This is a genomic window from Thermomicrobiales bacterium, assembly GCA_041390825.1.
Lineage (GTDB): Bacteria > Chloroflexota > Chloroflexia > Thermomicrobiales > UBA6265 > JAMLHN01.
The window spans coordinates 18,168-39,767 of the sequence record JAWKPF010000034.1 but is presented as its reverse complement, the minus strand read 5'-3'; the positions used below and the strand labels follow the sequence as shown (position 1 = coordinate 39,767).

The window sequence follows — 21,600 nt, the reverse complement described above, 5'->3', positions numbered from 1 at the left end:
TGGTGAACAGCATCATCCGCCCCTTTGGTGTACTTACGGGCAACCGTGCCCAATTGGCGTACTGCCTTGCCTCGCCAGGGGAAACGATGAATCATGAGAACCTTCGATCACGAACATCCCCTGGGATCTCCCGGACCTACCGCGCTATCGTGACAATCGATGGTCCGCGAGCGCGATCGGGAACCAATCGCACTCCTTCGGTGTACAAGGAGTGAAACGCGGTTCGCACTGAGGCAAGACACCGATCGACGACGACCTTATTCAACGAGCCAGGACGGGAGACCAGCACGCCCTCGAGCAACTCGTGCGGCGGTATCAGGACGTGGCCTTCCGCGTTGCCTTGGTCATCACTGGCGATCGTGACGAAGCGCAGGACGCCACGCAAACCGCATTCATCAAAGCGGTCCAGGCACTCGGCTCATTTCGAACCGACGCCCCGTTTCGCCCGTGGCTGCTGCGCATCGTCGCCAACGAAGCGAAGAACCGTGTGCGATCGCGCGCCCGCCACGCGACCGGTCCACTCGACGAGCGCATCGTCTCCCTTGGACCATCGCCAGCCGAGCTCGCGGAGCGCAATGAACGACATCGAGAACTCCTCGCGGCGGTACGCACGCTCAGTCTGCCCGATCAGCAGATCATCACGTACCGGTACTTTCTCGATTTGTCCGAATCCGAGATCGCCAGTCTGCTCGGATGTCCACGTGGGACCGTGAAGTCTCGCCTCAGCCGCGCAACAGTTCGCCTCCGTGAGGCGCTCGTTTCAGGACAGGGAGGGATCATCGATGTCTAGCCGGTGGTCCGACATCACGAGGGACGACCTCGAACTGGAACTCGCCGCCCTTGGTGCCCGTCTCGACTGGTCGCCCACACCCGACCTGGCTGAGTCGATTCTCGCCACCCAAGCCGCGCCCACCCCACTCCCTCGAGCGCGTCATCGACGGCATTGGCTTGCGGCGGCGGCGCTCGTTCTGCTGATCGTGGGCGCGCTCCTGGCAGGATCGGCAACCGTTCGCACCTCGGTGGCTGACTTTCTGGGAATCGACGGTGTGCGCATCGAGTTCGGCGAACCACCGGCCGCGCCGGTAGAAACGCCGAATCTGGGCACACCGACCTCGATGCAGGATTTTGTGCGCTGGCTTCCATTCGCACCGATGCAGCCAGCCGCGCTCGACCAACCCGACGCGCTCTATCTGCACGTGCTCGAAAACGGCGATGTGCTCGGGCTGATGGCCTGGCCACCGGACGACGCGCTTCCGCAGGCCGCCGAAACCGGTCTCGGTGCCTTGTTGATGCAATTCGAACCACCCGACGACATCTACATGATGATCAAGACCGTCGGGACCTCCACCGGGTCCATCACCGAGACGACGGTGAACGGAGAGCCCGCCTGGTGGATCGAAGTCGCATCGAATCTGACCATCTTCGGTGAGGAGTCCATCGATTCCCGCTCCACCGCCAACGTTCTCCTTTGGCAGCAAGGCGATATCGGGTTCCGTCTCGAATCTGCGCTTTCCATGGACGAGGCGCTCGCCATCGCGGAATCACTCGAGCCAGTCTCATGACAACTGCTTGCCATGCGCGGTCAGGCCTCGCTGGACAGCGGGGCAGATGTGCTTGCCTGAGCTATACGCCCAGGACATCCCGTTCTCGTGGAACCTGAACGCCTCCACCGGTGTATGAGCGGTGAACATCTGCCCACACCGAAGGAGGCTTGCCTTGAACAGAAGACGCTTCGTTGCCCTTGCACCACTCGCCGGACTCGCATTGATTCCGCTTCACCATTCGCGCGCCGGTGGTTGGGCCAGCGTGGAAATCGTCGACCGGCCGGGAGTCATCGAGGCTGGGAAGCCAGTCGAACTCTCCCTGGTGATCAAGCAACACGGTATCTCGCCGGTCGACATCGACCCACTAACGGTTTCTGCCACCAACAGTGAAAACGGCGAATCGATCGAAGAAACCGCGACGAAAGTCCCCGGCACCGGGAACTACACCGTCGTGCTGACCTTCCCGACGAACGGGATCTGGGAACTCATCGGTACACCCGGCGGTTTCGCACCATTCGAAATGGGACCAATCGAGGTCGGGCAAGCGTCCAGCGACGAATCGCTCACCGCGCCTGGCAGGGCCGTGGTCATCGACATCACCGGCGGCATGGAGTCCGGCAACTTCGAACCGGGAGCGGTCGAAATCTCTGCGGCCGGCGCACTCGTCGTCTGGACCAACAGCAACTCCGTCGAGGACACACAATCGTCATCGACGGGGCGATCGAGCGTTCTGGCTTGATTGGACCGCGACCGCCTACGCGCGGCTCTTTTTCAGGTAGGGCATACCAATGCGTCTGTGGGCCGCACCCTGCCATGACCGGAACGATCGAGGTAGTCTGATCGGCCCCCGCACCGAGTTCGTCATCAACCCTGGACCTTCGACCCTTGACGGCCGACTCCGGGATCGGGCCCCGGACCCAATCCCTAAATCGCCTGCCCGGTCGTCGCGTCGAATAACCGCATCGCGCCGCGCTCCAGATTCACCACCGTTTCGTTGGACGGGCCAGAGATCTCCGGCTCGGTCACCACAGATGAACTTCTCGCCCTGATGCAGATTGACGATGGTTCGGAACCCTGCGGTTCGGAAATATACATGGTGACATCGGATGCCAGCCTTCGCGCTCTGTCAACGAAAGCCGAATGCTCTCGGCCGCGCATAGCGGTGGTCCCTGCGGCAGATCGGCCGGAGCCTGGATCACCCAATCGCCATCGATCACGTTCCATCCGCCGGTCGCTCTGCATCGAAGAGATTCATCGGCGGATCGCGATGAACCCGCCTAAGGTATTGGCCGGGTGCGTAAATATGATCAGGCTCGCCGACCTGCTGGATGATACCGTGATTCATCACAGCAGCAATCGGTCGGACATCGACATCCTTCGCTCTGGTCATGGGTGATGATGGTGGTCACACCAGTCTCCGCTCCCAACGCAGGGTGCGGGTTCCGCACGCGCAGGATGGCGTCGAGATTCAGGCGACAATCATCAGGAAGACGCCGAGCCGCCACGATCGCCCGGCCCGGCACCACCGCTGCTGCTCGCCGCCAGAGCTCCCCAGCGCGGTCCATCTTGCCAGCTCAGTTGAGCAGTTTGGCGGCATTGTCGACCCGCTTGGTGATCTCCTCTTTGGTCAGCTTCTGGATCTTGAGCGGATGCTCCGGTTCCTCTCGCACGGTCATGTGGATAGAGAGCGTACTGTTGGAAGACGAGCGCGATGTCTCGGTCCTTGGCCGGAAGCGGCACCACATTCTGGTCGCCGATATTGATCTCACCCGCATCCAGAAGCTCGGCCCCGCCACCATACGCAACGTCGTCGTCTTTGCCGCACCGGATGGTCAGGAGGGACACCAGCTCCCATCGCTGATGGCTGGCTGAATGCGGACGATTGGTCCCGCGGCCTCGGTGTACGTTTTCCAGAGATGCTCGGCCGCACCGTATCCGCCATCACCGCTGCGAGACATCAACACCTTCCTTCATCGAGGCAAACATCAGTGGTTGGATTTGCTGGAATGGCAATTGTTCGTGCAGTCAGGAACTGGGTCATGCAATCCCGGTCGGTCTTCTCGAATCCATCTGCGGCTGGCATCGATCATCGATCAAGCAAAGAAATCTCGAGCGCCAGCCAACTCCCCCCAATAGTGCATGTCAGCATCCAGGCATCAAGTCACATCACCCCGGACAGTCGTCGATGAAGAGCGACGCATGCGCAAATTCGGAAGCCAGCTTCTGGTCTGTTGGCGGTCAGCCGCCGGCGTAAACCTTCGCCCGAATACGGGATGTTGGCTTCGTAGATAAGCAGATTCCATCACGTTCATACGTCGGGTTGAGTAACTCCAGTATGAGAATGTCCTCTTCCCCGGCTGGTGTGCTCACCACCAGGGCCACATTGGGCGAGTTGGCCGGTGTGAAGCCCATACTGCTCCGAGAAATGTCTCCGTCTCGACCTGGCCAAAGCATGCTGAGGCCGGTCGGAAAAGATGGATCGTCTGTCGAGGACCGCTCAGTTGGCCAGGAGATGCGTCCCGTGCTTGCCGGCTTCCAGGAGATGACGAGGCGTTGAGAGGAATGTGCCCCCGGCCGCCGTCTGCACGAACGGCGTGGCGCTGTCGGCGGCGCCTTCACTCGGCTCCGGCGTACCGCCGAAACCTGCGCAACTTCCATTGCCAAGCGCGAGTCGCTGCTGATGGCGACTCCGCTGCCAGCGGCTGAGCAGCGAGATCGCCGCGCGTGCCAAACGAACCGCACGATCGCATCGAATGAGCGATAGTCCACGACAAACCTCCGGAATCAACGCACCAAAATTGCGCTGCAAAGTCGCGGAACCAATGCATCGAGGGGAAGCGCGCCATCAAAGCCCTCGGGTGGACGTAATCAGGCTGCGCACCATCCAGCGGCGGGATCAGGAAAGAATCAGCACCGGCGTGAGATAGAGCACGCCAAAGCGCCGCGGTGACTTCGGCATTGCGGCCGCCATCGGCGGCGAAGAAGAACTGCAGCGGCAAGGTCGCTTTGTCCTGCTGGGTGATCATGATGATGACCAGCAGCACCTCGAACCATGCCGCGGTGAACGCGAACCCGGCCGTAATCGCCAAACCTGTCTTGCTCAACGGCGCAGAATGTCCCACCAGGCGCGCGCCAGGTCGACCAGCCGTCATGGCGGCAACTTCATCCAGGTAACGCGGCAAGCCATCGTAGAACCTTCATCAACCAGATCAGGAACGGCAGGATCATGGCGGTCTGCGCCAGGATCAGCCCGCGGAAGGAATGTCGATGAAGTCGAGCCGGTCGGCCAGGTCGTAGATCGCCACCCATGGTGGCCGCGATCGGGATGGCATAGAGCAACAGCACCGCGTAAACGGCATAGGTCTTGTGACGGAATCGCAACCGCGAGAGCGCGAACCCCGCCAGTGACGCCAATACCGTGGCCAGCGCATCGGAAACCGACACGGGCGCTGAGGCTGACTGCGCAGCGCGCGCCCGACATCGCGTTCGTCGAAGAGATAGCGAAGTGTCCGTCGGCTCGTTCAGCCGAGGCGTACTGCCCGCATCGCCATCGAACGCGGCTGCCACGATCCACAAGAAGGGCACCGCAAACAGCAGTGAAACAAGAATCAACGCGATATTCGTCAACCAGCGGGCCCGGCTGGAATAGCGCTCTTTCACCATTGGCGGAGGCGTGAGTTGCTGTTCCATTACTGCTGCTCGCTCGCGCCAGGCGCAAATAGAAGAGCGCGAAGAACAGGCTCAGCACCAGCATGACCACCGAGAGCGCCGCACCGTACCCGATGTCGAAGAGCGTGAACGCCTGATGGTAGCGTTGCAGCGTGGTTTCCGTGGCACGCCGGGTGCCATTGAGCAAGATCAGGATCATCAGGAAGCTGCCGATGGTGAACGATCGTCGTCACCAGCAAAGACCAGCGAGATGACGTGCCACAAAGCGCCGGGGGCGTCGCTGTGATGCATCCGCGGCGTCGCGCCGTCGATGCTGGCCACTTCACGTAGACCTGGTCTGGAATCGTTCACCAGACCTTGCGATGATGAGCGCGAACGCAAGCCCGCGCCACGACTCGACCAGGATGACAGCCAGCATCGAGTAGTCGCCCAACATGTGTCGATACGCGCGGCAGATGAAGCGTCCGTCAGCACCGTGTTCATCGTTGCGTCGTCGAAAATGCCGCCCCAGATGAGCCCGCCAGGGTTGGCGGGCGAATCCAGCCGAGCAAGACCGCGGTGAACGCCACCGGCCAGCTTGTGCTTGTGAATCCGCGCATGATGGATCAGCAGCGCGATCAGCAGACCGCCGATCGTCTGGCCGATCATGGCAGCGCCGATGGTGAAGATGACCGTGTTCTTGACGAACCAGAAGTCGGGGTTCGCCCAAGCGCCGGTGTTCAACCCGACGAACTGCGCTCCTGCTGAAGTTGGTCGATGAGAGACTGGTCGTGCTGGTGTAGATGACCCAAACGCCGGAAAGATGAAGAACGCCGAGAGCAGAATCGCTGCCGGGGTAATGGCAGCGACGTAGGGCCGTTGCTCCCCTTTGCGCTAGCGATCGGTGGCGGCGTTTCCGCATCGGCCAGCCAGTTCAGTCACGGTGGCCGCTCATGGTGCGGCTCGAGATGACGTTGGGCACCCATGGCCCGAGTCAGCTCGTCGGCGAACCGGCTGGTCCTCATCGGGTGTCGTTTAACCGGTCGCAAGCAGTGGCCAGCGTTGCACGACTGATCAGCTTGCGGAACGCGGTTCCGGAGGTGGGACCGGCAACGACTCCGCGACATCCAGCATCTTCGCGGCCAACAGCGTCGCCAACGCCAGCCAACATATCGGCCCGCGCATCGTCACGCCGGAAGGCGGAGGATCGACAACCGCATGGGCGGCCTGGCTCTCAGCGGAATTGAATGCCGCGATGAACGCCCAGGCGAGATCGGGGTTCTTCGAATTGCGGTTCAGGTACCAGGCGTCGCTCGCATCCCCGAGCGCCATCGGGCCGTCGTTTCCCAGGAAAATAGGCGACGCCGATCTGCTCCGCCAACGCCGCATCTTCCTCGGTCCAGTAGCCGTACCACTTGGCGGATTCACGCAAAATGCCAAGCTCCCCGTCACCAAAGTACCCGGGAATCGTCACCAGTGGCGAGACGTCGGTCAGTACCGATTGGGGAATGACTGCCGCGGTCTGAAATGCGGTCTCGTAGTGCTCGAGGGTTCCATGAATCGGGCAACTATCGATGTACCACTTCCCGTTTGGATCGGTCAGGGTACCGCCATTGGAGTAGATCAGATTCATGAATTCGGACCCGGTCGCGGTCTCGCCGTTCGCCCCGGAGTAGAGCGAATAGGGGATCACGTCCGGATTCGATGCCTTGATCGCTTCAGCGGCGCCGATGATGTCGTCACGGGACGCTGGTTGCCAATCGACCGGCAGTCCCGCGGCCGCGAAGAGGTCTTTTCGGTAGAAGAGGAAAGAGACGGTGAGTCCCCAGGGAAGCGCCCAAATGGCGTCCTGCAGTGTCACGCCGAAACGCGCCCGCTCGCCATACTGCGCCCAACCGTCCCAGGTGGCCAGGTAGTCATCCAGCGTGCGTATGAAGCCGCCCTTCGCCAATTCGCCAGCGCCTACCGCCAGCGTGAAGAACGCATCGGGCGCCGTATTGGTGAAGAGCTGCATCGCCAACTGGGTCAGGTAGTTTGCGCCCGTCGACGGAACGATCTCGATCGATGTGCCCGGATTCGCTGCCATGACCGCCTGCGCGGCGGCCTCGATGAAGGGGCCAACTCGCTCGTTCGCGCCTTCGTACCCCAGGACGATCGAACCGCTCAATCCCTGCGCGAGCGAATCTCCGTGCCGGGCAAGGATCGCCCCCGCCAGCGCGGCGCTTCCGCCGGCTAGCAGGGATCGTCGTGTTACCGGGCGGGACGGCCCTGCTATTCGCACGGTTGGGCGACCACGTTGTCGGCGCCCAGCACGCGGGTCAGCTCTTCGGCGTAGCGGGTAGCCGCTTCGTCCGGAGTTGCCTCACCGGTGGCGATCAGCCCAGTGGCATTCTGGATGATGCCAACCAACTGCAGGAAGGAGCGGTCTGGCGCTGTCAGCAGCAACGAATCGGAGGTTCCCACCATCGCGCTCAGGAACGGGGTCTCCTGGAACGCAGGATCGGCCGCGGCGTCGGCCCGGGCCGGAATGTGCGGATCCTCGACGTTGATCGCCACCTGGTTCGCGACCGAGTTGAACTGGCTGATGAACTCCCAGGCCAGATCCTTGTTTTCGGCTTGCTGGTTGATGAACCAGGAATTCCCGGTGCCGCCGACCGCGAACGGCGCGACATCGCCATCGCCCGGGAACATCACATAGCCGATGTTCTCGTTCGTCCAGTCCTCATCGTCATCGAGCCACGGACCATAGGCCCACGATCCTTCATAGAGAATACCGAGCTCACCGTCGATCATGGCCTGCCTCATGGCGGCACTCGGCTGCGGACTGGTCATCACCTCCTGCGGCACGGTCTTGTCGGTTTGGTACGCCCGGTAGTAGTAGTCGAGCGCGGCGCGGATCGCGCAACTGTCGATGATGAACTTGCCATCCGCATCCCGCAACTGCCCCCCAAAGGCATAGACCAGCGGGATGAACCCGCGCGAGACCGTTCCATTGCCGCCATTTGCGCCGGCATAGAGGGCATAGGGGATGACGCTGTCGTCGCTCTCCTTGATCTTGAGCGCGGCGTCCAGAATCTCGGTTGGATTCGCGGGCGTCCAGTCGCGCGGGAGCCCTGCTTTTTCCAGAATGTCCTTGTTGTAGTAGAGAAAGTGGGTATCCATCAGATACGGAATCGCCCAGACCGAACCGTCGTACGTCAGCGACTCGCGCAGTGCCTCCGGATACTCGTTCCATCCATCCCAGTCGCCGGTGAACTCATCCATCGGGGCAATGAGATCAGCGGCGGCCAATTCGGCCATCGCCACACCAACCAACAGGAAGAGATCGGGCGCGCGGCCGCTATTGAGCTGCAGGATCACCTGGGTGGCGTAGTTGCCGCCCGGCGAGGGCTGAAGCGTGATCGTCGCGTCCGGGTTCGCCTCTTCGATCGCTTTGGCGGTCGCTTCGATATAGGGGATGACGCCGGTGGCCGCACCCTCGTAGCCGATGGTGATCTCCCCGCTCAATCCCCCATCCTGGGCGAACGCCATCGGGGAACGTGCCAGCACCAACCCGGCGCTGCCCAGCGCCGCGCCTTGCAACAGCCGCCGCCGGTCGATCGGAGCTCTCATGCGAGAACGCGCGGAACGATTGGAATGCATTGACGTTGGACTCCTTGATCGACGTCGTGGACTGAGATTGATGAATCTACGATATGTACGCGCGAATTCTATAGGGAAACGATCCACAGCCGAAGAGCGGCAAGAATTCGCTGATGAACTGCGCCTGGCAACCGATTTCCTGCCATTTCGATCGGTCCAGGTGCGGTTCGTTGCCCGCTAGAGAATGCTCTTGAGCCGATCGAGATCGATATTGCCCCCCGTGAGCACCGCGGCCGTTACCGATCCGGTGCCGATCCCGGCCTTCCCGGTGAGCAACGCCGCAATCCCTGCCGCAGCCGCGCCTTCGATCAGGAGCTTTGTGCGGTCGAGCACCAGTTTCAACGCGGTCACGATTTCGTCTTCGCTCACGAGCACGACATCGTCCACCAGCTCACGCACGATGGCGAGATTCAGCTCGCCGGTGAACGGGGCAGTGAGCCCGTCGGCCATGGTGTTTGTCGATTCGAGTGTGACCGGGTGACCTGCCTCGAGCGCGCGGGTCATGGTCGGTGCTCCAACCGGCTCTACCCCGACGATGCGCAGATCGGGATACAGGATGCGCGCCGCCAGCGCGATACCCGAGATCAGTCCTCCGCCCCCGATCGGCACCACGATCGCGTCCAGATCCTCGACCTGCTCGAAGAGCTCCAATCCGACAGTCGCCTGTCCCGCAATCACGGCCTCGTCTGCAAACGGGGAGATGAAAACCGCGCCCGACTGCTCGCGGTCGCGATCCATCTGGGCGACGGCTTCCTGGATGGTCGGAAACTGCCGGGTCGTCGCGCCGTAGCCCTGGATAGCAGCGACTTTGGTCGGCACGGCGCTTTCCGTCATATAGACCGTGCAAGGCGTGCCGAACGTGCGCGCCGCGTAGGCCAAACCCTGGCCGTGGTTTCCGGCCGAGAACGTGACGACTCCGGCCGCTCGCTCATCTGGAGAGAGCTGCGCCACCGCGTTCAACGCGCCGCGCACCTTGAAGGCGCCGGTCTTCTGCATGTTTTCGGCTTTGAGGTGCAGGCGCGTCCCGGTGAGACCGTTCAATGTCTCGGACGTGAAAACCGGGGTCCAATGAATATATGGCGCGATCCGGTCGCGCGCCTCCCAGATGGTTTCGATCGTGATGGACGTCGGTATGGGAGACTCGGCATCGGTCGGCATCGGATTCTCCGCAATTGGTCGGCCAGCGCCGCGAGTACGACGAGGAATTATGGCCGATCAGCCAGCTTCGCCAGTGAATCCCATCCTCCACATTCCGTTCGACGAGCACGCTGTCGAACTGATTGCGGCTGCGTTGGGCGCCAGTGTCGCTCGCGCCCCGTTTCAGCTTCCGGGCAGTGCGGTGCACCAACTCACAGTGGAGAACTCTCGCGGGTTGCCAGCGACGCTCTTGACGCTCTGGCCGGGAATCGCTCGGGTCGATGCCATCTCCCCCTCGTCCACCGTGGTCTTCACCGATGTGCGCACTGTCGATCTCGTCGGAACCGTCGAAGTTCAGTTCCGCCGTTCCAACCGCGAAATGCTCATCATCGCCCGCGGCGGCAAGGTCATTGTCCGGGCGTAAGGCTGAAAGCGAACCCGAGCTTGTTTCACTTGTCAGTGGGGTACTCCAGGGCAAACGTGGCCGTCGGGAAAATGGCGGTATGCACCAACGGTTCTTCCGTCTGATTGACCCAGCGATGGGGCACCCCGGCGGGAATTACGACCAGATCACCGCTTCCCGCCTCGATGGTCGTTTCCCCGACGGTGTATGTTCCCCGCCCAACGTGAACGAGAATCAGCTCGTCACAGTCGTGACTGTGCAGTGACACGCCCTGTCCTGGAGGCGACTCACCAACGACCACCGTCAGGCTATCTAGCCCAAACGCACTGCCTTCGAAGAGATGGCGCCCTGCGATCGGCCCCCTGGCAGGGGAAATCAGAAGCGGAAGATCTGAGGACGGGACGACCACGGATGTCATAGGACGCTCCTCTGCCTTGGCCCGGTCCGGCCAAACGGGTACCCCAAACGTCGCAGGGGCCGCCCTGGGTGCCATACGATCAGCATAGCAAGACGCCTCGAGATGACCCGACTGCGGCTTGGTGTCAAGAACTACGCAGCGCTGGGCTCTGCCTGGCTCCCAGGACACTGGCTCAGGCTATCCCGCTTCCGCCGCGGCAATGCGGTCGGTGTTTTGCCAAAACCGATCCATCTGCGAGGCGTGCTCCCCTGCGGTCATGAGCCGCGGCTGGTTGAAATCCTCGATCTCGACTCCGCGCGCTCGCAGCCCGACCACCTTGCCATCCCGCAGCACGATTTCCAGAATGCTGCCTTCCCGCACCTCGACCGAGAACATCTGGTCGAAGATGAAGTTGCCGACCGAATAGAAGATCGGTTTGCCCTGATGGCTCTGCAACCCCTGGATCACATGCGGATGATTGGTGACCACCATAGTGGCGCCCGCCTCGATCGCGGCTTTCGCGCCTTCACGCGCCCAGGCAGGTGGCACCGGGAAGTATTCGATTCCCATGTGGAAGTACGGAATGACATAGTCGTACTGACCCGCGGCCGCCTCGATGTCCGCCAGGAACTGCTCGGTGATATACGGGTTGGTGCCCGGCGTAGAGTCGGTAGCGCCGGCATAGCCGGAACCTCCGAGCTCACTCATGTAGACGGTCGCGCCAAAATCGCGCGCCTCCTCGTTGGCGGTGACACCGTCGATCCCGAGGAACGCAATCGTTGTCCCGCCAACATCGGCCACCCAGGGCGCCCGCGCCTCGGCCAGATTGTTGCCCGCGCCGAAGTAGGGAATACCCCCCTGCTCGAGCGCGGCCATCGTGTCCAGCAATGCCTGCGCGCCCCAGCCTTCGCTGTTCCACATCGAGTGGTTGTTGGCAAGGGTGACCGCGTCGATCCCGGCCATGGCGAACCCTTCCACCATCTCCGGGCTGGAGACGAACGAAAAGGTATGTGCATCCTCCGGCGGTAGGATCGAGCTGGAAAGATTGCCTTCGAGAGTCGCGACCATGACATCGTATCCGCTCAGCTCGGCGGCAACCTTGTGGAAGGGATGCGTGTAGTCACCGAACGCGACCATCTTGTTGTTGACATTGCGCCCAGGAACGATATCGCCCACCACACCGACCCGGATCACACCGTCACTGCTGCGCAGCGGGTCGAACCCATCGACCGCCAGCACATTGGCGCGATAGTCGACCTGGTCGACTGGCACGAGCGCAACCGCACCCGGATGCGTGCCGAACTCGGCCACCAGGGCCTCGTAGTCGGCAACGGCGCTCCCATTCGCGGCCGGAGTCGCGCTGGAGAGCGCGTAAACCTCGACCGGCAAGGAAACGGCTGAGCCAAGCGCCCGCCAATCGGCAACCTGGCCCGACAGCAGCCGATCGACGTCTCCACTGCCAATCCCAAAAAGCGGCAACCGGGGCGAGGTGACTAGCGCCATTCCCGCTGGCAGCCCGGCCACCGTCTGGGCAGAAATCGATCCGCTCCCGTGCATCGTCGCTGCCCCTGCTGCCCCGGCGGCAGCCCCTTTCAGAACTGTTCGGCGAGTTAGGGATCGATCCGACAACGTTGCTGGCACCTGAGCTCCTCTCGACGCGGCAGCACGTCTGCCGAATTCCGGCCAATCGTACCCCGAGCATGTCCGCGAGTCACGCCAAATACGCCGCCCGAACCGTCCGTCGGACAGTGCGACGACCGGAACACGGCTGCCGAAGACCTACCCTGCTGGTTGTTCGCTGAAATAGCGGCCAATGGCATCGGCCATCGCGGTGACCATGGCCGCGCGGCCGGCATCGCTGACCAGCACCTGCGCGTCGGAGGAATTCGAGATGGTCAAGAGATCAGCGACCACGCCGGGCATGCGGCTCGGGTCCTTCATACCGTTGCGGTTCCCGGTAATCATGAAGAGGGAGTCATACAGCATCTGATTCCCTCGCAGCGCCGCCGTCGATTCCGGAATGACGCCCAGATCGGGAATGACATACCCGGCGGCAGCCAGATCGGCGCCGATCTCCTGGTTGATCAATTGCGCGAGCCGCTGACTCTCCATGCTGTCGGCGCGCCCTTCGGCATACCAGGTGGAGAATCCGGAATCGCTCCCGTTGCTCGACCCGTCGAAATGGAGCGAGATCAGCAGATTGGCCTCTTCGTCGTTGCAGAAATCGATTCGCGCCTGCATCTCGTCGATCAGGGCGTTGTGTGCGGCATCGGCATCGGTGGTCGCGTTTTCTCGCGTGAGACCGTCGCGGTTGACATCCTGAAACTGCTCATTGCGCACGGTGTCGCCATCCCGGGTGGTCACGACCGTGAATCCCATCGCGGTCAGTCGATCGGCCAGTTCACGGGTATATGCGGCGGTATACAGCGCCTCGTCCATCGCAGGAGCGCTGGCATCGCCCGTACGCTTGAATCCGCGATCGCTTCCGCCATGCGCGGCATCGAGGCAAATGACTTTGCCGACAAAGAGCGGGTTCGCGACGATCTCGGACGCCGCGCTGCCGCCACCCAGCTCAGACGCGGCTGGGATGACCAGCTGCGCGGTCGGCACCGGCGTTACTTCCCCGCCAGCGCGAATGTCGCGCACGATCAACGCCAGGGCCGTCAAGGCCGCGACCAGGATCAGCAACACACCGGCCCATTTCAGCGCAACCACTTCGCCGTAGCGTCGTTGCTGAATACGCGCGTAGGGTGGAACTGCGAGATCCGGCGTCCACTCTGGCAGTTGCATCCGCGGCAACGCCGCGGACGCGGTAGCCGCTGCCTGCGCCGAAACGGGCCGTCGCCGCGCCGGTGGCGGAGTGCGGCGTGCCGGAGGTGTCGGTTGTGGCTGCTCCCGTCGCGGGGGCAACTGCGGGGGAGGACCAAGCCAGGGAAGCTCGTCCTCGAACCATTCTTCGGCCATCAGCCTCTGCGGGCGGACCGGTTCGTTTGCGGACGAGTACGGCCCGGTCGGTCGACCAAACGGATCGAATATCGATTGTCACGGATGGAGTGTTGTCAGGATTACGGTTTCCGATGAACGCGAAGGAACACTCCAGCCAGTGCGTCGAGCCAGCGTAAATGCACGTTCGGGAGGATTGCAAGTCCACGCACGGAGAATGCTCCCGGGCGGTCGGCAGCCGGAACCGCTTACTGGGCGCTGGAGACCGGCCCCGGGACCGTCGGTTCGGCTGGCGGATTCGCCTCCGAGACCGACAGGCGATACCGGGTCACGGTGGGGAAAATCCAGGAAACGAAGGCCGCGGCCCCGATCGTGCACACCCCGCCGAGCACAACCGCCGGACCAGCGCCAAGAAGCGACGCGGTGATGCCTTTCTGAAATTCACCCAGTTGCGGTCCCCCCATGCCTAGCGCGCGGTGCACCGACGCGACCCGGCCCCGCAAGTCGTCCGGTGTGAGCAAGGTGCGCGTCGCGTGCCGCAGCGCCATGCTGATCGCATCGGCCGCGCCGCTGAATGCCAGAAAGAGCATCGACACCCACAAGGTCGTACTGAGACCGAATCCGATCAGAAAACATCCGTACGCCACGATCGATCCCAGTACCCAGAGCCCAGCCTTGTCCGGCAGATGAGTCACGCTCATGACAATCGCCATGGTCACGGCTCCGGCCGCGGGCGCAGCCAGCAGGAATCCGAGTCCACGCGGCCCGACCCCGAGCACCTCATCGGCAAAGATCGGCATGAGCGCCGTACAGGCGCCGAACAGGGTTGCCAGGAAATCGGCCAGCATGACCCCGAACAACGTCGGCGTGTTCTTGAGAAAGCGCAACCCTTCCAGCGCCGCCTGATAGCCGGACATGGTGATGGCGACGGCTGGTGGACGCTGGTGCATCAGCAACACGGCCACGATGACAACCAGAAAGGAAAGCGCGTCGATGACGTACGCTCCGGTCACCCCCAACGTTGCGATGATGATGCCGCCTGCAGCGGGCCCGACCACTTGCGAGACATGCGAAACGAGCACACCCATGGTGGACGCCGCGGGAAGCTCGCTGCGCGGAACCAGAAGCGGCATCAGCGCCTGGCGTGTGGGATTCGAGATTCCCTCGAACACCGCCGCCACCATTGTGACCAGATAGATCACCCAAACAGTGATATGCCCGGAGCTGCTCAGGACTGCCAGCACGAGCGCCAGCGCCAGCAATGCGCTTTGCGTCCAGATCAGCGTATGCCGCCGATCTCCCCGGTCGGCGATGACCCCGCCGACAAGCCCAAACAGCAGAATTGGAATGAAGCGAAAGAGACCGAGCAACCCGAGCTTGAACGCGTCGTGGGTGAGCTCGTAGACCTGCCAGGCGATTGCCACCCGCTGAATTTGCGAGCCTGCCTGAGAGAGCGCCTCCGCGGACCAGAGAAGTCGAAAATCCCGATAGCGCAGAACGCGGTAAGATCGGCTGGAAACGGATTGACTCATGCGGAGTCCGCCAAGAACCGCTGCACGTGTCCGCCAGTCGTCAACATCGTCGTGCCCATGGAGCGAGAGAAGAACTCCATTGTAGTGAAGGCCCGGCTTTTCCGGGGAGGCTCATGCCAAAGACATCCACACAACCGTCGCAACCGACGCATGCGAACGCTGCTCATCCGGACGAGATGTGCATTCCGCAACCGATGCAGCGCAATCTGCCCGCCGAAGGCTCAGCACGTCGTCGCACACTGCTGAAACGCGGCCTGCTGCTGCAATGCCCCTATTGCGGTCAGGGGGGCATCATCAAATACCCATTCTGGATCAAGACGTGTTGCCCACGCTGCGGCTACCGATTCGAACCCGAGCCGGGATATTTCGTTGGCGGCTACGCTGTCAATCTCGTCGGCGCTGAGATCGTCGGTGTGATCATCATCGTGATCATCTTGCTGCGCAGCAATCTTTCGCTCTACCAGCAGGAGGCGCTGGCCATCGGCACAGCAATCTTGTTGCCGGTGATCTTCTTTCCCTGGTCACGCACCATGTGGATGGCGCTCGACCTATCGATTCAGGGCGATTCGCACCTCGAGCGCGAACAACGGCTGATGTAGCCATCCGCTCATAGCGTCGAGTCACATTCTGTCGACGGGGCGCGATCGACGAGCTGCCATGATGCCCCGATATACTCCCGACAACGCGTCGGCGTCGCAGCAATCGAGGGACACAATGCGGGAGCAACGGGAGAACAGCGGACGCGACATGGGCGCGGCGGACCAGATTCGGCGCGTGGGCGCGCGTGCGCAGCCCGGCGCGGACCAACGCGAAGTCGATCTCTACGTTCGCACCTACACCACGCTCCTGGAAAGCTCAGGTGCCGTGAGCGTCTCCAGCTTCGAGCCAGCGCATATCACCGCGGCGCCATCCCTACATGCCGGGGCGACCGAGACCGAACCGGATATGAACGCGATGATGTATTCGCTGCAGCGGCTGCCGCCGTCCGTGATGCATTGCCGCCATTTCGTGTTGGGCCAGAGCGCCATCGCATTCGAGCGAGCGGGATTCGCAGATTTCACCACGTGGCGATTGCAAACCGCGCCCGCCCGGCGACGCAAATGGCATTACGACGGCAAGGACGTGCTCGGCGCGCTCATCGCATCGTCATCCGACCTGGACGACATGATCCCGACCATCGTGGCGCTGCAGATCGAACTCACCAAGATCCATCGCATCCTGCGCGCGTCTCCGGAAGCAGCCGCGCTGATCGAGAACTTCGCCGCCGGAGAACCGGAAGACGCGCCGCTGGTCGAGCGGGTTGGCGAGCTCTTGCTCATATCTCCCAACGATTGGAAGCGGCTTCGCTCGGTCTGGGGCAAAGAACTCTGGTCGAATCTGCTGGGGCTGACGAAACAGCGCAAGCGCTGGGACATCCGTATGCTGGGCGCGAGTTACCTCGGGTACAACCGTGCCACCCGGCAATGGTGGGCTCCAGTGCAACTGGCGATGGCCGAGCTCGGGTTCCTGGAGCGACCGGTCTATTTCGTCTCGTCGAACACGCATAGTCTGGTCAATACCCTCGCCGGCACGGCCATGCGTCGCAAAGACGCGCTGACTCAGTACATCCGCGACACGATGCACGACGAACTGCTACCCGAGCTGGAGGCTCTGGAATCGGGCGCGAGTCGCTCGTCCTGGGAAAACTTGCTCTATTTCGCGGCCCGTACGTATTTCACCGAGCCCGGCCGGGAGGCAGAGCGCAAGACCCGCAACGAGGAAGAATCCGCTGCCGGCATCCGCCACTTCTCGTCGACCGGCGCGATCGACGTTGGCACGCAGGTCATCGACTTGCAACAGCTCGACGTCGAATCGCTCGATTCGCGGTTGCTGCGTCCCGGCGAGAAGTTCGTGCCGGGCAACACGGACGCGATTATCGTGAACATCAACTACCCGCTCGGGCTGGCGGCCTATCACATCATGTCGCAGATCGCGATGAGCACCGAGCAGATTCGCGGCATCTACATTCTCGGCAAAGCCGCCACGCTCAACGGCCGCATTGGCGACGTCATGATCGCCAACGTCGTCTTCGACGAGCACTCCGGCAATACCTACTGGCTCGACAACTGTTTCTCCTATGCCGATCTGGCGCCCTATCTCGTCTATGGCGCCGCGCTCGACAATCAGAAAGCGGTCACCGTCAAGGGCACCTATCTTCAGAACCAGGGGTATCTCGATTTCTTCTACCGCGAGAGTTTCACCGTGGTCGAAATGGAAGCCGGGCCGTATCTGAACGCGATCTACGAGGATCTTTTCCTCGACCGCTACCCGCAAGACGAGGCCATCAACCTCGCGCAGCATTCGAACGGGCGGCTCGATCTGGGCATCATCCACTATGCCTCAGATACCCCGTATTCCCGCGCGCAAACCCTTGGCGCGCGCGGGATGAGTTACTACGGGCTCGATTCGACCTACGCCTCCACGCTGGCCATCGTCCGCCGCATCTTCGAGCGCTCGGGCATGATCGAAACCGAGCACCGCACCGCCTAGGAACATAGGGTTGCGTGCTACATCCGCAGGTTCGATCCCTAACGCGCGGTGTATCCGCCGTCGACCACGATCTGGGCGCCAGTCACGAACGACGCCTCGTCCGACAAGAGAAACGCCGTGACATAGGCAATCTCTTCAGGACGCCCCAGGCGTCCGATGGGATGCAACTGGGCCGCCCCGCTCGTGTCGATGTTCTCGATCATCGGCGTCTCGATATAGCCGGGATGCACCGAGTTCACACGCACGCCCTGACCGGAATAGCTGATCGCCGCTGCCTTGGTCAATCCGGTGACCCCGTGCTTCGCCGCGGTATAGGCCGGGGCGCCGCCCTCGCCGACGACCCCAAGAATCGAGGACATGTTGACAATGGCGCCGCCACCCGCTTCCAGGATGGCGGGAATCTGATAGTGCATGCCATAGAACACACCGTTCAGATCGACCCGAATCGTCGTATCCCAGTCACTGGGCGCAAGATCGCCGACAGGACCCGGCACGCCAGAGATGCCCGCGTTGTTGACCGCCAGGTGAAGCGCCCCGAACGTTTTCACGGCAAACTCCACGGTCGCCTTCGAGTCTGCTGGGTTCGCCACATCCGCGGCGAACGCGGCTGCCTTGCCACCCTTCACAACGATCGCGTCGGCCACCCGTTGCGCCGCATCCAGATGGATATCGGACACGACCACAGCCGCCCCGCGCTCGGCAAGCACCGTGGCGATCGCTTCACCGATGCCGCTCCCGCCTCCGGTGACCAGCGCTGTCTTGCCATCGAACTGTGCCATCGCAAACCTCCTTTGGTGACAGATGTACACACTCAGTTATGCGTCCCCGGGCATCTCATTCCCATGACAACCGGATGCGGCGGCATGGCGAATGCGCAACAGGGCGGCGCTCAGGCGCCGCCCTGTCTGTCCGGTCTCGAATTCGGCCCGCGAACGATCGCGTCCGATCAATCCATTACGGTGAGCTCGCGGCTTGCTTCGTTGAGTCGTTTTCCGCCCGTTTCCGTAACGACCACCGAATCCTCGATGCGCACACCGAGGTTTCCCGCCAGATAGATGCCAGGCTCGTCGGAAAAGACCATCCCGACTTCGAGCGGCGTCTTGTTGCCGCCGACCAGATATGGCTCTTCGTGCACATCCATGCCCAACCCGTGCCCGACCCGGTGCAAGAAAGCCTCGCCATAGCCGGCCTTCGTGATGACATCGCGAGCGGCCTTGTCGATGTCCTCGCAGGCAACGCCCGGCTTCACCGCGTCGAGCGCGGCCTGGTTGGCTTCCTTCACCGTTGCGTAGACCTTGCGGTACTCGTCCGTCGGGGTGCCGACGAACACGGTGCGGGTCACATCGGAGTGATATCCGTTGAGCGTGCCGCCCCAGTCGAAGATCACCGAGTCGCCCTGCTGGATCACGCGGTCGCCGGTGTGGTGATGAGGCGAGGCGGCGTTCGGCCCGCTGGCGCAGATGCCGAAGGACCGGCCCAACCCGCGCTTCTCCATCATGCCCGACAGCCGTTCCATGGCTTGCGTTTCCGTCAGTCCGCTGATCTGGCCGCTTTCCACGAACTCATGCCACGCCTCGTCCGTGAGCCGCGCAACCTCGAACAGGTTGTCCAGTTCCGACTGGTCCTTGGTCACGCGCAGATGCGCCAGGATCGGTTGTCCGGTCGTCCAATCCCCTTCTGGCATCGCTTTCTGCAGTTTGAGCAGGAAGGTGCTCCAAAGCTGATCGCTGACGCCTAGCGTCACCCCGGTCGTGTCGCCAATCAGCGACGCAGCCAACTCGGAGGGAGATTCGGTTTCCTGCCAGCGCCGCAGCGTGACATTCGGCTCGCAGCTCGTTGCCAGGAACGATTCCAGCACCGGCACGACCAGATCAGGTGTCCCCTCTTGCCGGATGATGAGCAGGTTCAACCGCTCGCTCAGGTGCGCGTCGTACCCGATGAGATAGACCAGATCGGACGACGGACCGACCAGCAGGATGTCGATTCCCTGCCGCTTCATCTCGGCCTGCGCCTTCTTGATCCGCTCGGCATACACCGCCTGCGTAGGAACTCCTGGGGCCATGCTTGATGCTCCTCTGGGGAAAGAAACGAACCGCTCCATGTCCGCGATTCTAGCACCGGCCCTGAATCGCACCTGGGCTGGATCAGCAACATGCGTTCCGCGCTTGCGAACCGGGGACGGGATCATGCGCCGACACCCAGAATGGGAAGGGGCCGGTGGCGGATTGCCACCGGCCCCTGGATTGACGCAGGGTCGCGCCGAGACTATTCCTCGACGAGCAGAGTCCCGCGCATCCACGGGTGCGGCTGGCAGTAGTACGGATATGTGCCCGGCTCGGTGAACGTGTGACTGAAGCTGGCTCCAGTGTCCAGGAATCCCGAATCGAACTTGCCGTCCGGCGTGCCCGAGAAACCATCCGAAAGACCAGAGGTTACTGTGTGCGACACCGAATCCTCGTTGTGCCAGAGGACGGTTCCGCCAACCGGAATCGTCACCACCGGCGGGCTATAGGCAATCTGGGCATTCTCCGGCAGGAACGCGCCCTCAGGCATGATCACTTCCGCCGCGATGTTTTCGGGCACAGGCGACGCCATATGGCCCTCTTCGGTCACCTCACGCGTGAGCGAGACGAAGATCTCTGGATCAGGCTCCCCTTCGATCACGATCTGACCGATCGACCCCTTATAGAAGGAACGCACGAGTGAGTGGTCGACCAAAATGACCGTCGACGGCACCAGCGCATCGAGTTCCACCACCGTGCCGCCGCCAGCGACAACAAGCGTGGACTGCGATCCGCGAATAGGAACATTTGCCGGGCTCGTCGCGGCTTCGGGATAGACCAAATCCCAATGCGACCCAATCGGGTGGAAACTGGAGACCAGATTGATTCCCTGATTGACGAAGTAGATGCGCGCGCGCTCTCCCACACTCATTTGCAGCGCGTTGTCCCCGCGCAGCGCATCGGTGCGACCATTGAACGTGACGTACCGCGGATGCTCGTCGACGAGACCGGCACGATCGAATCTCGCGACGCCCTGGTCTTCCGCGCCAACTTCCATGACGTACCACTCGCTTTGCGAGATCGACCATTCATGATCGACCGCCGGGAGCGGCTCCTCCGGATCGACGATGATCATGCCGTACATGCCATGGGCAATGTGCTGGGGAACATCACCGTATGCGCAGTGGTACATGAACGCGCCGGGGTAGAGCAGGCGTGCCTGGATCGACACTGTGTCGCCCGGATTCGCGGTCAACCCTTCGGCGCCTCCCCCCTGGCCGGTGACGGCGTGGAAGTCGATGTTGTGCGGATGCATGCTGCTGGCCAGGTTGGTCATCTTGATCGTGACCATATCGCCCACGCGACCGCGGATGACAGGACCGGGCGAACCGCACAGCGTTTGATCGTCACCGGCAATGCGGAATCCCCACATCTCGGTGTTGACGCCGTTCTCGGGATCGAGCGGGCAGACACCCTCGATCGATTCGAGAGCAACCTCGAAGGTGCACTGATTGGTGCGGGTGATGGCTGGGGGCACGTTTGGAGCCATGGTGACATGGATCTCATCTTCGGGAGCCGGCTGCAGCTCCGCAACCGGTGTCAAGACCGGCCGGACATTATCCACCGGGGTCCACCCACCGGCGACCGGGGTCTGCGCGGCCGCATCGTTCTGAAGCGCCGCGAGCGGGGCAGCGATCGACGCTCCCGCAACCGAGCCCATGAAAAGTCGCCGGGTTACACGATTGTTCAACACGCCGTACCTCCTGTACGAGTGATTCCGAGACGCCGCTTTCGTGGCCAACACCCACGACACGTGCGCTCG

The 21,600-nt window shown here is 62.4% G+C and carries 20 protein-coding genes; 7 read left to right on the top strand and 13 right to left on the bottom strand.

The annotated features are described in order from the left end of the window. Positions 1 to 244 precede the first annotated feature (244 nt). The 4 genes from R2855_16325 (at position 245) to R2855_16310 (ending at position 3,416) form a co-directional block, all read left to right on the top strand. Positions 245 to 790, top strand: coding sequence for a sigma-70 family RNA polymerase sigma factor (locus R2855_16325; GenBank protein ID MEZ4532560.1), 546 nt, complete (start codon positions 245 to 247; stop codon positions 788 to 790). After that, positions 783 to 1,562: a hypothetical protein gene (locus R2855_16320; protein MEZ4532559.1), complete on the top strand. Its 780-nt coding sequence runs from the start codon at positions 783 to 785 to the stop codon at positions 1,560 to 1,562. The genes R2855_16325 and R2855_16320 overlap by 8 nt, the downstream gene beginning before the upstream one ends. Before the next feature lie 154 nt (positions 1,563 to 1,716). Then, positions 1,717 to 2,283 (top strand): hypothetical protein, encoded by a 567-nt coding sequence (locus R2855_16315; GenBank protein MEZ4532558.1) that lies wholly within the window; start codon positions 1,717 to 1,719, stop codon positions 2,281 to 2,283. A 956-nt stretch (positions 2,284 to 3,239) separates the two neighbouring features. Further along, a complete protein-coding gene (locus tag R2855_16310) occupies positions 3,240 to 3,416 on the top strand; it encodes a hypothetical protein (GenBank protein MEZ4532557.1) in 177 nt (58 codons plus the stop codon). Positions 3,417 to 4,159: 743 nt separating this feature from the next. Here the strand turns inward: R2855_16310 and R2855_16305 are convergent. The 6 genes from R2855_16305 to R2855_16280 all read right to left on the bottom strand — a co-directional run bounded on the left by R2855_16305 (position 4,160) and on the right by R2855_16280 (position 9,992). Next, positions 4,160 to 4,726: a hypothetical protein gene (locus R2855_16305; protein ID MEZ4532556.1), complete on the bottom strand. Its 567-nt coding sequence runs from the start codon at positions 4,724 to 4,726 to the stop codon at positions 4,160 to 4,162. Beyond that, positions 4,707 to 5,234 (bottom strand): hypothetical protein, encoded by a 528-nt coding sequence (locus R2855_16300; protein ID MEZ4532555.1) that lies wholly within the window; start codon positions 5,232 to 5,234, stop codon positions 4,707 to 4,709. The genes R2855_16305 and R2855_16300 overlap by 20 nt, the downstream gene beginning before the upstream one ends. A gap of 177 nt (positions 5,235 to 5,411) precedes the next feature. Beyond that, positions 5,412 to 5,936, bottom strand: a complete 525-nt coding sequence (locus R2855_16295) for a hypothetical protein (protein ID MEZ4532554.1) — start codon at positions 5,934 to 5,936, stop codon at positions 5,412 to 5,414. Between the two features lie 490 nt (positions 5,937 to 6,426). Then, positions 6,427 to 7,473, bottom strand: a complete 1,047-nt coding sequence (locus R2855_16290) for an extracellular solute-binding protein (GenBank protein MEZ4532553.1) — start codon at positions 7,471 to 7,473, stop codon at positions 6,427 to 6,429. Continuing rightward, a complete protein-coding gene (locus R2855_16285; protein ID MEZ4532552.1) occupies positions 7,464 to 8,834 on the bottom strand; it encodes a sugar ABC transporter substrate-binding protein in 1,371 nt (456 codons plus the stop codon). The genes R2855_16290 and R2855_16285 overlap by 10 nt, the downstream gene beginning before the upstream one ends. 177 nt (positions 8,835 to 9,011) lie before the next feature. After that, a complete protein-coding gene (locus R2855_16280) occupies positions 9,012 to 9,992 on the bottom strand; it encodes a threonine/serine dehydratase (GenBank protein MEZ4532551.1) in 981 nt (326 codons plus the stop codon). Between the two features lie 49 nt (positions 9,993 to 10,041). On the opposite strand from R2855_16280, the gene R2855_16275 reads away from it, so the two are divergent. Beyond that, on the top strand, positions 10,042 to 10,395 hold the full coding sequence (locus R2855_16275; protein MEZ4532550.1) for a hypothetical protein: 354 nt from the start codon (positions 10,042 to 10,044) through the stop codon (positions 10,393 to 10,395). Between the two features lie 25 nt (positions 10,396 to 10,420). Here the strand turns inward: R2855_16275 and R2855_16270 are convergent, their stop codons facing one another. The 4 genes from R2855_16270 to R2855_16255 form a co-directional block, all read right to left on the bottom strand. After that, positions 10,421 to 10,792, bottom strand: a complete 372-nt coding sequence (locus tag R2855_16270; protein ID MEZ4532549.1) for a cupin domain-containing protein — start codon at positions 10,790 to 10,792, stop codon at positions 10,421 to 10,423. A 177-nt stretch (positions 10,793 to 10,969) separates the two neighbouring features. Beyond that, positions 10,970 to 12,328, bottom strand: a complete 1,359-nt coding sequence (locus tag R2855_16265; protein ID MEZ4532548.1) for a CapA family protein — start codon at positions 12,326 to 12,328, stop codon at positions 10,970 to 10,972. Positions 12,329 to 12,550: 222 nt separating this feature from the next. Then, on the bottom strand, positions 12,551 to 13,735 hold the full coding sequence (locus R2855_16260; protein ID MEZ4532547.1) for an N-acetylmuramoyl-L-alanine amidase: 1,185 nt from the start codon (positions 13,733 to 13,735) through the stop codon (positions 12,551 to 12,553). A 227-nt stretch (positions 13,736 to 13,962) separates the two neighbouring features. Next, the gene (locus R2855_16255) at positions 13,963 to 15,246 is read right to left on the bottom strand and encodes an MFS transporter (GenBank protein ID MEZ4532546.1); all 1,284 of its coding nucleotides are present in this window, start codon (positions 15,244 to 15,246) and stop codon (positions 13,963 to 13,965) included. A gap of 113 nt (positions 15,247 to 15,359) precedes the next feature. On the opposite strand from R2855_16255, the gene R2855_16250 reads away from it, so the two are divergent. Continuing rightward, a complete protein-coding gene (locus R2855_16250; GenBank protein MEZ4532545.1) occupies positions 15,360 to 15,845 on the top strand; it encodes a DUF983 domain-containing protein in 486 nt (161 codons plus the stop codon). 58 nt (positions 15,846 to 15,903) lie between these two features. Continuing rightward, complete coding sequence (locus R2855_16245) at positions 15,904 to 17,775, top strand: hypothetical protein (protein MEZ4532544.1); 1,872 nt, start codon at positions 15,904 to 15,906, stop codon at positions 17,773 to 17,775. A gap of 38 nt (positions 17,776 to 17,813) precedes the next feature. Here R2855_16245 and R2855_16240 read toward each other — a convergent pair whose 3' ends face one another. From R2855_16240 to R2855_16230, 3 genes are all read right to left on the bottom strand, one after another. After that, on the bottom strand, positions 17,814 to 18,554 hold the full coding sequence (locus R2855_16240) for an SDR family NAD(P)-dependent oxidoreductase (GenBank protein MEZ4532543.1): 741 nt from the start codon (positions 18,552 to 18,554) through the stop codon (positions 17,814 to 17,816). 167 nt (positions 18,555 to 18,721) lie between these two features. After that, positions 18,722 to 19,837 (bottom strand): Xaa-Pro peptidase family protein, encoded by a 1,116-nt coding sequence (locus tag R2855_16235; GenBank protein ID MEZ4532542.1) that lies wholly within the window; start codon positions 19,835 to 19,837, stop codon positions 18,722 to 18,724. Positions 19,838 to 20,040: 203 nt separating this feature from the next. Next, on the bottom strand, positions 20,041 to 21,531 hold the full coding sequence (locus R2855_16230; GenBank protein MEZ4532541.1) for a plastocyanin/azurin family copper-binding protein: 1,491 nt from the start codon (positions 21,529 to 21,531) through the stop codon (positions 20,041 to 20,043). Positions 21,532 to 21,600 lie beyond the last annotated feature (69 nt).

Excerpts from the sequence above, each read along its gene's own strand:
- R2855_16320 (MEZ4532559.1), top strand. The coding sequence starts at position 783 with ATGTCTAGCCGGTGGTCCGACATCACGAGGGACGACCTCGAACTGGAA.
- R2855_16300 (MEZ4532555.1), bottom strand. The coding sequence starts at position 5,234 with ATGGAACAGCAACTCACGCCTCCGCCAATGGTGAAAGAGCGCTATTCC.
- R2855_16285 (MEZ4532552.1), bottom strand. The coding sequence starts at position 8,834 with ATGCATTCCAATCGTTCCGCGCGTTCTCGCATGAGAGCTCCGATCGAC.
- R2855_16280 (MEZ4532551.1), bottom strand. The coding sequence starts at position 9,992 with ATGCCGACCGATGCCGAGTCTCCCATACCGACGTCCATCACGATCGAA.
- R2855_16275 (MEZ4532550.1), top strand. The coding sequence starts at position 10,042 with ATGGCCGATCAGCCAGCTTCGCCAGTGAATCCCATCCTCCACATTCCG.
- R2855_16270 (MEZ4532549.1), bottom strand. The coding sequence starts at position 10,792 with ATGACATCCGTGGTCGTCCCGTCCTCAGATCTTCCGCTTCTGATTTCC.
- R2855_16265 (MEZ4532548.1), bottom strand. The coding sequence starts at position 12,328 with ATGCACGGGAGCGGATCGATTTCTGCCCAGACGGTGGCCGGGCTGCCA.
- R2855_16260 (MEZ4532547.1), bottom strand. The coding sequence starts at position 13,735 with ATGGCCGAAGAATGGTTCGAGGACGAGCTTCCCTGGCTTGGTCCTCCC.
- R2855_16255 (MEZ4532546.1), bottom strand. The coding sequence starts at position 15,246 with ATGAGTCAATCCGTTTCCAGCCGATCTTACCGCGTTCTGCGCTATCGG.
- R2855_16250 (MEZ4532545.1), top strand. The coding sequence starts at position 15,360 with ATGCCAAAGACATCCACACAACCGTCGCAACCGACGCATGCGAACGCT.
- R2855_16245 (MEZ4532544.1), top strand. The coding sequence starts at position 15,904 with ATGATGCCCCGATATACTCCCGACAACGCGTCGGCGTCGCAGCAATCG.
- R2855_16240 (MEZ4532543.1), bottom strand. The coding sequence starts at position 18,554 with ATGGCACAGTTCGATGGCAAGACAGCGCTGGTCACCGGAGGCGGGAGC.
- R2855_16235 (MEZ4532542.1), bottom strand. The coding sequence starts at position 19,837 with ATGGCCCCAGGAGTTCCTACGCAGGCGGTGTATGCCGAGCGGATCAAG.